The sequence below is a fragment of the Pseudomonas sp. ZS1P83 genome, from assembly GCF_054897825.1.
On record NZ_CM142706.1, the window covers coordinates 3,371,683 to 3,384,587 of the forward strand.

A 12,905-nucleotide genomic window follows, 5' to 3' on the forward strand; every position below is an offset into this window, starting at 1 on the left:
TCTTGAACGGTATAAGACGACTCAATTTGCCGTGCGTGGCGCCAAATAAGCCAGGTAGCGCACTTCCAGTAGCCTGAAGAGGCCTACCAGAGCGAAGGTCATGACCATGTAAACCATGCCAATAAAGAGAAACGCCTCGAACGGAGCGTAGTAGTCCGAGTAGACACTGCGGCCTGCCCCTGTGAGATCCATGAGGGTTACCGCACTGGCGATGGATGACCCCTGTAGCATCAAAATCACTTCATTGCTGTAGGACGGGATGGCACGCCGCAAGGCCGACGGCAGGATTATCCGACACAGCAGTGTCATAGGAGTCATCCCGTAGGCACGCGCGGCCTCGATCTCACCCGGTGGAATGTTGCGCATCGAACCTGCAAATATTTCAGTGGTGTAAGCACAGGTATTCAGCGCAAAGGCAATCAAGGCACACCAGTAAGGCTCGCGCAGGTAGGGCCAGAACAAGCTGTTACGTACCCATTCGAACTGTGCAAAACCGTAATACAGCACCAGTAATTGCAGCAGCATCGGCGTACCGCGGAAAAAGTAGGTGTAGGCCCAGACTGACTGACTCAACCAGCGATTGCGCGACACTCGCAGGCGCGCCAATGGCATGGCCAACAGAAGGCCGATCAGTAAGGAGCAGCCAGTGAGTTTGAGGGTCATGAGCAAGCCAGCAAAAAACAGTGGCAAGTTGTCGAGGATGATCTGGGGTTGCAGGTCAATCATGATCAAATCTCCGCGTGCCGTACACCAAGGGAATAGCGCTTACTCAAGGTGGCGAGTGCACCTTGCGAACAAGCCGTCAGGCCCAGGTAGAGCAGGCAGACCAGCATGTAGAAGAGGAACGGTTGACGAGTGGCCCGGCCAGCCTGATCCGCCATCCAGGTCATGTCCTGCAGGCCGATCATGGTCACGATGGCGGTGCTCTTGAGCAGCACCAGCCAGTTATTGCTCAAACCTGGCAAGGCGAAGCGCATCATTTGAGGGAACAGTACGCGGCGAAATACCTGAGCACGGCTCATCCCGTAGGCGACACCCGCCTCCAACTGACCTGCCGGGACAGCAAGAAAGGCACCTCGAAAGGTTTCGGAAAAGTACGCGCCGTAAATCAGTGCCAAGGTAATGACTCCGGCAACATATGGATCGATATCCCATTGCGCCAGACCGTAAGCCTCGGTGAAGACGTTGCAGAACACCTGCATGCCGTAGAACAGCAGTAGCATGGCCACCAGGTCTGGCACGCCCCGCATGATGGTGGTGTACAGATGCGCCGGCCAGCGCAGCCAGGCGAATGGCGAGAGTTTGAGACAGGCCCCCGTCAGCCCCAGCAAAATGGCTAGCAGCAACGCCAACAGCGCCACCTCAAGGGTAGTCAGCACGCCAGCGAGAATCGCCGGGAGGTATCCGTTAAACATGTTTCCTCCAAGCGGTGCTGACGCGTAAGTCTTCGCCAGTGCGGGTGCCCGCCAGTATGTGCTTGCCGATCAGTGCCAACGGGAAACGTAATTTCATGGTCATCTTATTGTTATTCCTGTTACCAGCCTTGCTTGACCGAGGGGTTAATCCTTAGGCACCGAGCAAACATCCACTACGCAGCGGCACTTGCCCTGCGACGAAGGTCAGCTCGGTATTGGCTTCGGTGAAACGCTCTAGCACCCGCGCGTAGAACACGCCGGAAATGTTGCTGGTGAGGGTGCTGACCCGATCAGTCAGTGGATCGATAACATCGGCCAAAACGGTGCCCGGCTCGACCCAGCTGCCGACCGGCGCACGGTAAGCCACCAGCCCGGCGTGCGGCGCATTTAGCACTTCAACGCCTTCCAATGGTGTCGGCTCGTACAATGGCGGTGCCAGCACCGGCTGCGCGTCAGCAATCAACCCCCTGTGACCGAGGTAGGCGAGCAGCGCCTCGGCATCGGCCTGAGCCAGTTCATGGCTGACATCACTGGTACCGCGCAGCTCGACCGTGGCGGCAAAGGTGGCCATGGAAATCGGATGCGGCGCAAAGGCCTGACGCAGGGCAAACCAAGCCGCGGTGAAGGTTTCGTCGAAGGAGTTGCCGCCCTGCTTCTGGGCATGCAGAGTCGCATACGCGCCAGTCAGGCCCGCCAGCACACGGGCTTCAGCCTGCTGCTCGCTATGCACATAGAGATGCACCATGGCCTCGCTGTCGCAGTGCACATCGAGCACGCAGTCGGCATCGCAGGCCAGACGCAGCAGGGTCAGGCGCATCGATTCAAGCTCGGTGCGGGGCTGCAACGCTTGCAGGCTGCTGCGCATGCACTGGCGAATCAGTGCCACGTTGGCGTCGACATCCTTTCCTAACTCGTCGGCCACCTGCTCACGCACCAGTTCGGCCAGGTCAAGGTAGTGACGATTGAAGTTTTCCCGGCTGGACAGCTCGAAACGCCCCAACTGGCGGCCGAATACGTAGTTGCTCAGACCAATCGGGTTGGCGATCGGTACCAGCACCACTTCACCGGTTAGCCGGCCAGCAGCCTCGAGTTCCAGCAGACGCAGTTTCAGGTGATGCAGCACCAGCATGCCGGGGTGTTCGTCGGCATGCAGGCCAGCCTGCAGGTAAGCCTTGGGCCCCTGCCCTTGCGGGCCGAAGTGCAGGCTGATGATTTCGCGCGGGCGGCCCAAGGATTGCACTACAAGCGCATGTTGTTGCTTTTGCATGGGATATCCCTATTCAGAGCCCAGCCTGGCGTGGAAAAGCCGACGCCAGGCGAGACATCACTCGTACTGGTTGTAAGGGAAGTACTTGTCGTTTATCTGCTTGTAGGTGCCATTGGCGAGAATGGTCTTGAGCGCCTGATTGAATTGCCCAACCAATGCCGGATCGTTCTTGCGTACGGCAACCCCGGAGCCTGCGCCAAAGTATTTAGGGTCATTGAACTTATCGCCAAAGGCATGGAAAGCGCTCAGGCTCGAATCTTTCTGCGTGTCGTAGATGATCCCCACTTCCAGAACGACGGCGTCCACACGTCCCGAGTTCAGATCCATCAGCGCAGTTTGCGTATCCGGGTAGCGCTGCACGCGGATGCCAGTGTTCTCGTAGTAGCCCTTGGCGAAGTTCTCCTGAATCGAGCCTTTCTGCACGGCGATAACCTTGTCCTTTAGCGCCGCCGGGCCGCTGTCTGACAGAATTTTTCTGCCGAACAGCATGGAGTAGCCACCCTCATACTTGTCCGAGAATGCGACCTTTTGCTCGCGCTCCGGGGTAATAGCCATGGAGGAGACAATGGCGTCGTACTTCTTCGCCATCAGCCCGGGAATGATGCCGTCCCAGTCCTGCTTGATCAGCTTGCACTGGACGTTCATCTGCGCGCATAGGGCGTTGGAGATGTCGACATCGAAGCCACCGAGGCTGCCGTCCGGATTGACGAAATTGTACGGAGGATAGGCCCCTTCAATGGCAATCCGGACGATTGGGGTTTCTGCCTGGGCAAAACTGCAACTGGCGAAGATGAAAGAGCCGATGAGTATTCTTTTTATTGTGCGCATCTGGGGTGTTCCTCTGATGAGTGCTGGTAACGCCCCTCCAAGTTATCTCTTCTGCGTTCAAGCTCCATACACAGCAACCCCTAAATGGACCGCACCTGTATTAGTTGAAAAACCTGTACAGGGGGCGACGAAAAATCGGGGCGCACGACCGCCCTGCACAGGCAGATAGATCCAATGATGGACAAAAGAACGATCCCCCCTGGCGACTGCACCGGTAACTTCCTTTCCTGGGCCAGCACTCCTAAAATGGCGGCCATTGCCCTTCAGCCAGCGGATGTACCCCCCCAGCCAATGGAACTTGCTCGTAAAACCTCACTCATCGGTCAACTGGTAGAGCACTTTTCCCAGCGCATCGAACACGGCCAACTGGCCCAGGGCACTCGCCTGCCGTCTATCCGTTCCGCGGCCAAGGAGTTCGATGTCAGCACCTTCACCGTGGTTCAGGCATACGACCGTCTGGTTGCTTTGGGCTATGTCGAGGCGCGTAAAGGCAATGGTTTCTTCGTCGCGCAAACCACCCCTGGCGTCGAGCAGCAGCGCATCACAGCGCCGCTCAGCGATGTTTACTGGCTGTTGGATGACGCCTTTCACCCAGATGCGGATGCCCTGCAGCCAGGCAGTGGCGGTCTGCCGCACACATGGCTGGATGAGCCAGGCCTGCACTTGGCGATGCGCGCCCTGGGCCGCTCCAGCGGCCTGATTACCGAGTATGGTGAATCCCGTGGCGACCATGGTTTGCGAAGCTGGATCCAGCGCTACCTGAGTGATCGCGGCGTTCCCGCGCACACAGACCATATTGTGCTCACCAACGGTGCCAGCCAGGCGCTCAATCTGGTGGTCCGCGCCCTGCTGCAACCCGGAGACTGCGTGCTGGTGGATGATCCCGGCTACATCAACCTGCTGGCCAACCTGCGCGATCACAAGGTCAAAGCCATCGGTGTACCCTGGACTCCGCAGGGGCCGGATGTGGGAAAATTCGACGAGTTACTGGCGCTGCATCAACCCAAAGCGTTCTTCACAAATCCTTGGCTGCAGAACCCGACCGGGGCCAGTTACAGCCCGGCCGTGGCGCATCGTGTGCTGCAACTGGCTGACACCCATGACTGCTGGATCGTTGAGGACGATGTGTCCGGTCAGTTGGTCGGCGACAATCAGGCACCGCTGGCGGCCCTGGACAATCTGCAGCGGGTTATCCACATCGGCAGCTTCTCCAAGACTCTGGCCGCCTCGCTACGCGTCGGCTTCATCACTGCCGAACCGGCGGTGGCCGAAGCCCTGCTGCATTATAAGATGACCACCGGGTTGTACAGTTCGCAACTGAGTGAACAGTTAGCACTGCAGATGCTCAACGACGGCACCCAGCGCAAACGCTGCCAGAAGTTGAGCGCTCGGCTGCTCAACGCGCAATTGTCCGCGCGACAACAACTGCAACAACTCGGCTGGCAATGCTGGGCGCCCGCCGCCCCCACTCCCTACCTGTGGATCGGCAGTAGCAAGGCCGATTTTGATCCAGTGGCTCTGACGCGTGCCGGACTCAAGCAGAACATACTGTTATCACCCGGCTGTATCTTCCGCCCTTCCCTGCAAGCGACGCCTTGGCTGCGTTTCAACGTGGCTTTCAGCGAGAACCCGTCTGTCTGGAGCTTTCTAGCCGAAGCCCATCAGAACTTGTAGTGGTCAACTAATTCCGGACACGCCATTAAGTTTTTTCTTGGCCTGTGGATCGGTTAACGACTGGGGGGGTCTCAATGTAAAGACCCCTATTGGCCGGATTTTGCCAGCGCTCACCGGCAGCTGTGGGTCGATTGCAGCCCCTCACGACAGGCAGCAATCGGCCAAAAGCGGACGCTCGCCTAAGGGCAGCCTTCGCCCCAGAGCAGCCAGATCACGCCCAACAGCAAACGGCAAAAAGCACCGTACAGCTTTCCACTATGTCGTGCTCCGTGCTTCTTCCATGACCACCTCGGCATCAATGGCTTTGCTGTCGAGCTGTGAGCGGCTTAAACGCTCCGGACTAGCGGCGCCAGGTCCGCTGCTTCGGCGTCCTGACGAACCGGAATGACTTAAAGCGACTGCTCGTCGCCTCCAATTTGCAGAGTAGCACCGCGCTCGCCTGTTAACCTTGGCTCGCCTGGCGTGCCTGAAATTTCAAAGCTCCGCATAGCTGTCAGAGCTTGGGGTTTGTCAGTCGAAAGATTACCTGTTATCACTCGTGTTGTAGTGTCAACCGTGCCCGTAATCATCGGTTGCGGTAGGTTTTGCCCCTCTTGCCTACCAATAGAGCATCAAGGTCAAACGTATAAATCTCAGGTGTTCTTGAGGGTAGTCTATGCACCAAGCGCCACAGCCACTAATAACCTCTATCAGGTATCCGAGTATAACTAGCCAACTCAACCAAACAACTATTTATTAGATTTATATTTTGATAATCAATCAGTTACGTAACTTTACCGAAGCATCCCCTCTCTGATCTTAATGCTCAACCTGACGACCATTTGACCACTGTCATTGTCCAATGAGATGCATCCCGACGATACTCAGCCCCCATCATTCACCAGCGCCGTCAGCGTCTACACTCAATAGCAATACGCGCCAGGACAACCATCCTGGATAATTGCTGTTGATCATCATGGATACTTGAGAAGGACACTCAAATGGTACGTGCCGTCACTATTCTCACCGAGAATTTCTCTGACTGGGAACCAGCACTCATCAACTCCACGGGACGAGCCTACTATGGCTTCGACACTCGTTTCGCAGCCCCCGGCAGCAAGCCAGTGACCTCATCAGGAGGAATGATCATCATCCCGAACCTGGCCATCGAAGCCATCCAGCTGGAAGATATCGACTTGCTGATCGTGACGGGAAGCCCTATCTGGAAAACAGACAAAGCACCAGCAATCGAGGCGCTGGTTCGCGCGGCCCACGCAAAGAAAATCGTCGTTGCAGGAATCTGTGATGGCACCCGCGTCCTGGCCCAGGCTGGAGTACTGGATCACTTGCAACATACGTCCAACTCCGCTGAGAACCTGAAGCTGGTGCATTACCGCGGAGCGGATTATTACCAGGATGTGCCATATGCCGTTGCCGACCAGGGTGTGGTCACGGCGCCTGGTAGCGCTCCTGTCAGCTTCATGGCGCAAATTCTTAACACCTTGGGTTTGAACGACAAGAAGCTCGATGCCTACCTGGCCATGCATGCGGCTGAACACATTCACTGCTGAGCCCCCGCGCCCCTCTACCTCTCCCCTGGCGCCGCGGCCTGTTACTCGGCCGTAGCGCACCTCCGGCTTTGACCCATTCCACGACTCCCACGCTGATGGCAGGCTCACAATGTTTTCCACTGCTGAGCGGCAGCCTAGAGCGGTCCGATATTTTTTTACAAAACGGAAGAAACTTACTTGCGCTTATGAAATTACCGACTAAGATTTCGCTTATGACGCGCAGGGGTTTACCCTGGCTCCATCAGGATGAACTTGGAGCCGTGTCAAAGGATGCTTTATTTAGATCGCCAAGAGGCGACATTTTTCTAACCAAAGCTAAGGAATGGCTTAATGTTTTTGTTTGCCGATATTGTTTTCCGGAACCTGCCAGCCCCCCTGCAATCCCCGCCTTCAGCACCTCAGCCCTTGAGCGAAATGCTACAAGCAATGATTCTCACACCCTCAGAACCCTGCCCGACGCTCCGTCACGCCCCCTCCTTTGCGCGCGCCTTAGAAACTGATCGGCCCGCTCAAAAAAAGTAAATAACCGACGCATTTAAACGACATGGCCGCCTAAGGCTGTCGTACAAAAAACTGTGCGCGCCCTATGGCTTTCCCACTGAACGGGAGAGATGCGTGTGCCCGTAAATGCTTTCTCCAATGGATCGAAATCGCCGCCTGATGATGCCTGCGCGCCGAGGACCTGACATGTCAAAAACAACAGCTCAAGGCCCGACCACAGAATCAATCGAACAGATGGGCATGATGCAGGTGCTTGCCGACGCCAGACTCAGTGTCGAGGCCAAGGCCATGGTCGCCCAGGGCTTCTACACCGGGGTCTCCCAGGAAGTTTCCACTGTAATACCTCTCAAGGACGGCGCCGACCCGGATCTCGGACTCTTGCGTCATCTGGTGATCGCTGGATGGGGCGGGGAACTGGGTCACTATCTTGAAATTCTCGATGTTCGCGAGATCAGCGCTCCCGAGGCCTTGCGCAAGGCCCAGCTAGCTGTCAGATCCGGCACTGCGCTATTTGCCGCCGGCAGCCTGGCCACTAGCACCGGATTGCACTGTCTCCTCTCGATCCATCATGGGTTGGCCGACGAACATAGCCTCGCGGTTCTGGCGCGCCTGCTGCAAGCAGCGCAATCCGCCGAGGTCGACTCAGTGCTGGCGCATATGCGTCGAGGGCGTGGGTTCTATGACGATTATGTCCAGGCACAAGCACTGTACGCGGACGTTGATGGCGGGCTGCTCACATCTGTGGCGCAACCCATGGCGCCTGTGCGTCTGCTGCAAACCGGATGCCTGGCCTTCAACGCCCAAGGGCAGCGCATGAGTATGCAGCGCACCTTGGACGTTGCCTCGATCAATGTCGACAAGCCTCCCATGGCGAATCTCCTGAGTTGCCTGCAGCGGGCCGATGTCATCGTCGAGGGCGACACCCTGTGTTCTTCGCATAACTGGCGCGAGGCTGACCAGCAGGATGCCATCGGCATGATGACGGGCCTTGTTCCACTCTCCTTGGCAAACCCTGGAGCGCATCCTCTCCCCGGGCAAATCAGCCTTGAGGCACGTGCCCGTCGCTGTCCGGCAGCGCGTCAGGCGCTGGAATGCTGTCGAGCGTCCGAACTGTTCATCAATGGCGCCGGCCAGCGCGGCATCCCGGCCTCACAGGTGATGAGTGCAACTTTTCCGGTGGGAATCGACATACGGCGCACAGGTGCTTCGCAACTGCTTCTGGAGATCGAGGGGCCGTTTTGCAACCCCAGTGCAGCCACCAATCTGCTCAATGAAATCGCTGATGTACTTATGGATAGGAGTGAATGGAATGACTGAAAACATCCAGTTCGATGAACAAGTCCTTGCCGATGAAGTGGCTCGCGTCTGCGCCACTTTCGCCGAGGTGCTCAAGTTGCCGCATGTTGGCCATGCAGACAATTTCTTCAACCTCGGCGGCGACTCCTTCGACGCTATTCGCGTGATGTCGCGCCTGTCTTGCAATTTGCCCATCGTGACTCTTTTCGAGCATCCGACGGCAGCGGGCCTGGCTCGACGCATTGTCTACGCAGCCACCCGACAAGCCGCTCGCCTGGTCTGTTTTGGCGATGCGCAAGCAGCCGCAGGTTCGACCGCGGTGATTGCGGTTCCTTTCGGCGGCGGAGACGCCACGGCCTACCGCAACCTGTTTCAAGGCAACCCGGATGTACAGGTTTTCGGCGTGGATTTCGGTGACTTCGAGGTCGAGAACGCCTCGGACTTTCAAGCCCTGCTCGACATCCTTGCCACCGAAATCGAAGGGATCGGCGCCGCCCACCTGGTGATCTACGGCCACTGCGCCGGCGCGGCGACCGCAGCGTGCATTGCCTCAAGCATGACCGGTAGCCACAAACACCTCTCGCTGGTGGTTGCTGCCTCGCGCCCGGTGCTGGATGCAGATGTCGCAATTCGCGCCGCCGAAACCACTTCGGACCAGATCTGGACCGAATACCTGCGTTCACTGGGCGCCTTCACCGGACTGCTCGACAGTCAGGTCGAGAGCATGCTGGCTCGCGGTCGAAGAGACCATCTGATCGCCTGCGAAGCCTATCGCTACCTGGCGCAGTACCCGGCACATGGCGTATCGGCATTGGTGCTGCTGGGCGATGAGGATCCGGCCACCGCCGAGCCTGAAGTCGTACTCGCGCAATGGAGCAAGTTCATCAACGTCACCCAAGCCGCAACCCTCGCCGGTGGCGGGCATTACTTCGTGCGTACCCATGCACACGAGGTTGAGGAAACCGTGCTGTCTTTCGCAGCACACAACGCCAATGGAAGGGATAGCAAGTCATGACAGTCAATCATCAACCACTTCTCACCCAGGCCGATCTGCTCAAACGTGGCCTGGCCGATCTTCAGGAACATGATGCCGAACTGGCGCGGATCCTGGACGCCGAGGTCGCTCGCCAGCAACGCACCCTCTCGCTGGTTGCCTCTTGCTGTGCGGTCAAGCCCCGCACCCTGGCCGCGTCCTCCTCCGCGCTGGTCAACGTGACCGCCGAAGGTGTTCCCGGACGCCGCTATCACGCCGGTTGCGAGAACGTGGATCTGGTTGAGTCCCTGGCGATCCAGCGTGCCCGGGACCTTTTTTCTGCGCAATATGCCGGTGTCCAGTCGCACTCGGCTTCCAGCGCCAACTACCAGGTACTCGCGGCCCTGCTCGAACCTGGCGACACGCTACTGGGCATGGCCCTGGATAACGGTGGCCACCTGACCCATGGCAGCCCCGTGACTTTCTCAGGCACTTACTACAACGCCATCGGTTATGGCACCACTAAAGAAGGCTTGATCGACTACGACGAAGTCCGCAGGCTGGCCCTGGAGCATCGGCCGCGACTGATCATCTGCGGTGCCACGGCCTATTCCAGGGTCGTGGACTTCGAACGCTTCCGCCGGATCGCCGATGAAGCCGGCGCCATCCTGATGGCCGACATCTCGCATATTGCCGGTCTAGTGGCGACCGGGCGCCATCCGAGCCCGATCGACGCAGCGCACGTTACCACTACCTGTACCCACAAACAGCTCGCAGGCCCTCGTGGCGGCCTGATTCTCTCGGGCCGTGACGCCAATGAAAAAGTCCCTGGCCGCGATGCGACTTTCAGCCGAGTGCTCGAACTGGCGGTGTTCCCCAGGATGCAAGGCGCGCCCGCCGTCAACATGATGGCAGCCAAGGCCGCTGCACTGGGTTACGCCATGACTCCCGAATTCGATGCCGAGATGCAACGCATCCGCACTGCGGCGGATGTGATGGCCAGCGAATTCAAGGCCCGGGACTATGAAGTAGTGGGCGGTCGCAGCGAAAACCACACCATTCTGATTCGCCTGCGTGCAGCGATGACCGGCGCTATCGCCGAGACCGCACTGGAGCACTGCGGAATCGTCGTCAACAAGAACCGTGTGCCCGGCGAAACGCGTTCGTCCTTCGTCACCAGTGGTCTGCGCATCGGTACCGGCGCCCTCGCCCAGCGCCATGTCGACCCGCAGGGTTGCCGGCAAATCGTCGACCTGCTCTGCCGGATCCTGGACCAAGTGACGCCGCTCGGCGACAGCGAGTTCACCCTGAACCCGGCACTGCGCAAGCAATTCTGCGCGGAGGCCGAGGCGCTGTGCGTGAAGTATCCAATCGCTGACTACCTGGCACGCTGAAACAGTCTCTGGCAGCGCTGGAGACATGGCACGACGGTCTGGCGATCGTCGTGCCCGGGAACAGGCAAACTCTAAGGAGAGAGAAGCACCATGACGGACAAGATCAAGTATGTCGCCATCAATGGCTCGGAACGGGTGGATGGCAACAACGCCAGAGCGCTGGAGTGGGCGGCCGAGTACCTGGAAAAACAGGATGTCATTCTCGACGTTTTTTCACTGGCCAACGCCAAAATCGACCCCTGCGGGGCCTGCGGCGATTGCAATTTCCGCAACGAGCCCTGTGCTCAGAAGGATGACGCCGCGCGTGCAGTGCGCCTCATGGAAGCCAGCGATGGCGTGATCTTCGCCTGTGCCGTCCATGGCTTTGGCGCAACGCCCTTGATGTCGGCGTTCCTGGAGCGGGTCGGCACCGGGTTCCTGCGCCACGATCGCACCCTCACCAACAAGGTTGCCGGGGTCATGGTGACCGGCCGGCGCATGGGCCACGTCGAGGTCTACAACCAGATGCTCCAGTGCGCCTTGCTGAATCGCATGATCATGGTCGGCTACGGCTTCCCGGCAATGCTAGTGGGCGACAAGAAAGGCGAGGTACTGGGCGACAAGGAAGGCATGGAAATGCTGCGCCGGATGCTCGATCGCATGGTTTCCATGACCCGTCTGATCCGCGACTACGAACAACTCACCGGGCAGCCGGCGCTGCCGGTCTCGGTACCTGGAGAACGCCATCGCGAAGGCAATGACGGCAATTTCTTCGTCCCGGCCAAGTCCGACATGTACCAGGTCGAGGCCGCTCGCAGCTGCAACTTCGATGTCGTCGGCGACTGAACGGCGCAGCCCAACAGCTATCGAGAACCTTATGAGCATGAGAACTGCCTGCAATGGCCTCACCGACACCCACCTGCGGGAATGGATCGTGTCGGAACACTTCGAGCGCCTGGCGCAAGCAACAGTGGCACAGATTGCACAGGCCTATGTCGGCGTATATTCAGCGCGGCCCACCAGTTGGCTGGCGGTCATGGCGCGCAATCGCAACCTTGATCGCAAGAGCGTACTGGCGATGGAAAACGACAGCGAGCTGCTGCGTATTCCGGGCATGCGGCGCTCCAAGTTCCTCCTTCCCGGCGAGCTGGCAAGCAAAGTCTTTGCCGCCACCCGCCTGCCGCTGGCCAACCACGAGTGGCGGCTACGGGACGTAGGGCTTGGCCTGGAGGATTACCGGCGACTGCTGCCGGCACTGATCACTTTCAGCAATGGCGTTGCGGTGCGTCTGCAGGATATCGGCAGTGCCCTCGACCTGCCGGCACCCCAGGCTCGTGCGTTGACTTCGGTTGCTACCTATGACGGCGCATTGGTTCGTATACCGGCGGCCAACCAATGGTCGAACCGCTGGCTGTATTCGGCTGCAGCCGATGGGTTGCTACCCGGTGACGGTGTGCCGCTGGATCGCGACTCGCTACTGCGCGATATCGCCGGGCGCTACCTCGAACACTACGGACCGGTCACGGTCGATGACCTGGCTTGGTGGCTCGCGGTTTCAAAGGAAACCGCGCGCGCGTTGCTTCAAGCCTGCGCAGCCTGCCGGGTCGCAGACCAGATGTGGCACAGCCAGGCCGGACTGGCGCGTCTTGAGCAGTTTCTTCAACGTGACCAGGCACTCGCAAGCGCGCAGATCCGCTTCCTGCCGGCCTGGGACCCGTTGGTAATGGGCTATGCGCCCGGTTCGAGACAGCGCGACTGCCTTGAACTGGAGCGTGTCGGCGGCTACGACACGGCTGGTAACGGACGGCCGGTGGTGCTCATCGGTGGCCGGGCTGTCGCGACCTGGAAAACCGCGGCCAAGGGCAGCAAACGCTTCATCGCAGTCGATGCCTCGACACTGGGCGGCCAGGAGCGTGAAGCCGTACTTCAGGCTGCCGCGGTTCTGGCGGAGCGGATCGGGGCTATTCACTCGATCGAAAACGAAATCACAGCGTGAAAACAGGGAAGGCATGAACAAGATGAGGGACG

Annotated in this window: 11 protein-coding genes; 7 read left to right on the forward strand and 4 right to left on the reverse strand. The window is 58.9% G+C overall.

Translation table 11 applies throughout. The features are described from left to right. Positions 1 to 21: 21 nt before the first annotated feature. From ACYZT0_RS16180 to ACYZT0_RS16195, 4 genes are all read right to left on the reverse strand, one after another. Positions 22 to 726 (reverse strand): ABC transporter permease, encoded by a 705-nt coding sequence (locus ACYZT0_RS16180; protein WP_462042095.1) that lies wholly within the window; start codon positions 724 to 726, stop codon positions 22 to 24. A gap of 2 nt (positions 727 to 728) precedes the next feature. Next, positions 729 to 1,415: an ABC transporter permease gene (locus ACYZT0_RS16185; protein ID WP_462042096.1), complete on the reverse strand. Its 687-nt coding sequence runs from the start codon at positions 1,413 to 1,415 to the stop codon at positions 729 to 731. Between the two features lie 151 nt (positions 1,416 to 1,566). Next, on the reverse strand, positions 1,567 to 2,682 hold the full coding sequence (locus ACYZT0_RS16190; RefSeq protein ID WP_462042097.1) for a succinylglutamate desuccinylase/aspartoacylase family protein: 1,116 nt from the start codon (positions 2,680 to 2,682) through the stop codon (positions 1,567 to 1,569). A 57-nt stretch (positions 2,683 to 2,739) separates the two neighbouring features. Further along, the gene (locus ACYZT0_RS16195) at positions 2,740 to 3,510 is read right to left on the reverse strand and encodes a transporter substrate-binding domain-containing protein (protein ID WP_462042098.1); all 771 of its coding nucleotides are present in this window, start codon (positions 3,508 to 3,510) and stop codon (positions 2,740 to 2,742) included. Positions 3,511 to 3,687: 177 nt separating this feature from the next. Between ACYZT0_RS16195 and ACYZT0_RS16200 the strand changes: the two genes are divergently transcribed. From ACYZT0_RS16200 to ACYZT0_RS16230, 7 genes are all read left to right on the forward strand, one after another. Then, on the forward strand, positions 3,688 to 5,184 hold the full coding sequence (locus ACYZT0_RS16200; protein ID WP_462042099.1) for an aminotransferase-like domain-containing protein: 1,497 nt from the start codon (positions 3,688 to 3,690) through the stop codon (positions 5,182 to 5,184). 980 nt (positions 5,185 to 6,164) lie between these two features. After that, positions 6,165 to 6,734, forward strand: coding sequence for a DJ-1/PfpI family protein (locus ACYZT0_RS16205; RefSeq protein ID WP_462042100.1), 570 nt, complete (start codon positions 6,165 to 6,167; stop codon positions 6,732 to 6,734). A 639-nt stretch (positions 6,735 to 7,373) separates the two neighbouring features. Further along, complete coding sequence (locus ACYZT0_RS16210; protein ID WP_462042101.1) at positions 7,374 to 8,552, forward strand: hypothetical protein; 1,179 nt, start codon at positions 7,374 to 7,376, stop codon at positions 8,550 to 8,552. Continuing rightward, a complete protein-coding gene (locus tag ACYZT0_RS16215; protein ID WP_462042103.1) occupies positions 8,545 to 9,546 on the forward strand; it encodes a phosphopantetheine-binding protein in 1,002 nt (333 codons plus the stop codon). Before ACYZT0_RS16210 ends, ACYZT0_RS16215 begins: the two co-directional genes overlap by 8 nt. Further along, positions 9,543 to 10,898: a serine hydroxymethyltransferase gene (locus ACYZT0_RS16220; RefSeq protein WP_462042104.1), complete on the forward strand. Its 1,356-nt coding sequence runs from the start codon at positions 9,543 to 9,545 to the stop codon at positions 10,896 to 10,898. The genes ACYZT0_RS16215 and ACYZT0_RS16220 overlap by 4 nt, the downstream gene beginning before the upstream one ends. 90 nt (positions 10,899 to 10,988) lie before the next feature. After that, the gene (locus tag ACYZT0_RS16225; protein ID WP_462042105.1) at positions 10,989 to 11,723 is read left to right on the forward strand and encodes a flavodoxin family protein; all 735 of its coding nucleotides are present in this window, start codon (positions 10,989 to 10,991) and stop codon (positions 11,721 to 11,723) included. 31 nt (positions 11,724 to 11,754) lie between these two features. Further along, entirely contained in the window at positions 11,755 to 12,873 is a 1,119-nt protein-coding gene (locus tag ACYZT0_RS16230; protein WP_462042106.1) for a DNA glycosylase AlkZ-like family protein, read from the forward strand. Positions 12,874 to 12,905: the final 32 nt, after the last annotated feature.

Bases quoted from the DNA above. Each gene is read 5' to 3' on its own strand.
- ACYZT0_RS16180 (WP_462042095.1), bottom strand. From the start codon at position 726: ATGATTGACCTGCAACCCCAGATCATCCTCGACAACTTGCCACTGTTT.
- ACYZT0_RS16185 (WP_462042096.1), bottom strand. From the start codon at position 1,415: ATGTTTAACGGATACCTCCCGGCGATTCTCGCTGGCGTGCTGACTACC.
- ACYZT0_RS16190 (WP_462042097.1), bottom strand. From the start codon at position 2,682: ATGCAAAAGCAACAACATGCGCTTGTAGTGCAATCCTTGGGCCGCCCG.
- ACYZT0_RS16195 (WP_462042098.1), bottom strand. From the start codon at position 3,510: ATGCGCACAATAAAAAGAATACTCATCGGCTCTTTCATCTTCGCCAGT.
- ACYZT0_RS16200 (WP_462042099.1), top strand. From the start codon at position 3,688: ATGGACAAAAGAACGATCCCCCCTGGCGACTGCACCGGTAACTTCCTT.
- ACYZT0_RS16205 (WP_462042100.1), top strand. From the start codon at position 6,165: ATGGTACGTGCCGTCACTATTCTCACCGAGAATTTCTCTGACTGGGAA.
- ACYZT0_RS16210 (WP_462042101.1), top strand. From the start codon at position 7,374: ATGGATCGAAATCGCCGCCTGATGATGCCTGCGCGCCGAGGACCTGAC.
- ACYZT0_RS16215 (WP_462042103.1), top strand. From the start codon at position 8,545: ATGACTGAAAACATCCAGTTCGATGAACAAGTCCTTGCCGATGAAGTG.
- ACYZT0_RS16220 (WP_462042104.1), top strand. From the start codon at position 9,543: ATGACAGTCAATCATCAACCACTTCTCACCCAGGCCGATCTGCTCAAA.
- ACYZT0_RS16225 (WP_462042105.1), top strand. From the start codon at position 10,989: ATGACGGACAAGATCAAGTATGTCGCCATCAATGGCTCGGAACGGGTG.
- ACYZT0_RS16230 (WP_462042106.1), top strand. From the start codon at position 11,755: ATGAGCATGAGAACTGCCTGCAATGGCCTCACCGACACCCACCTGCGG.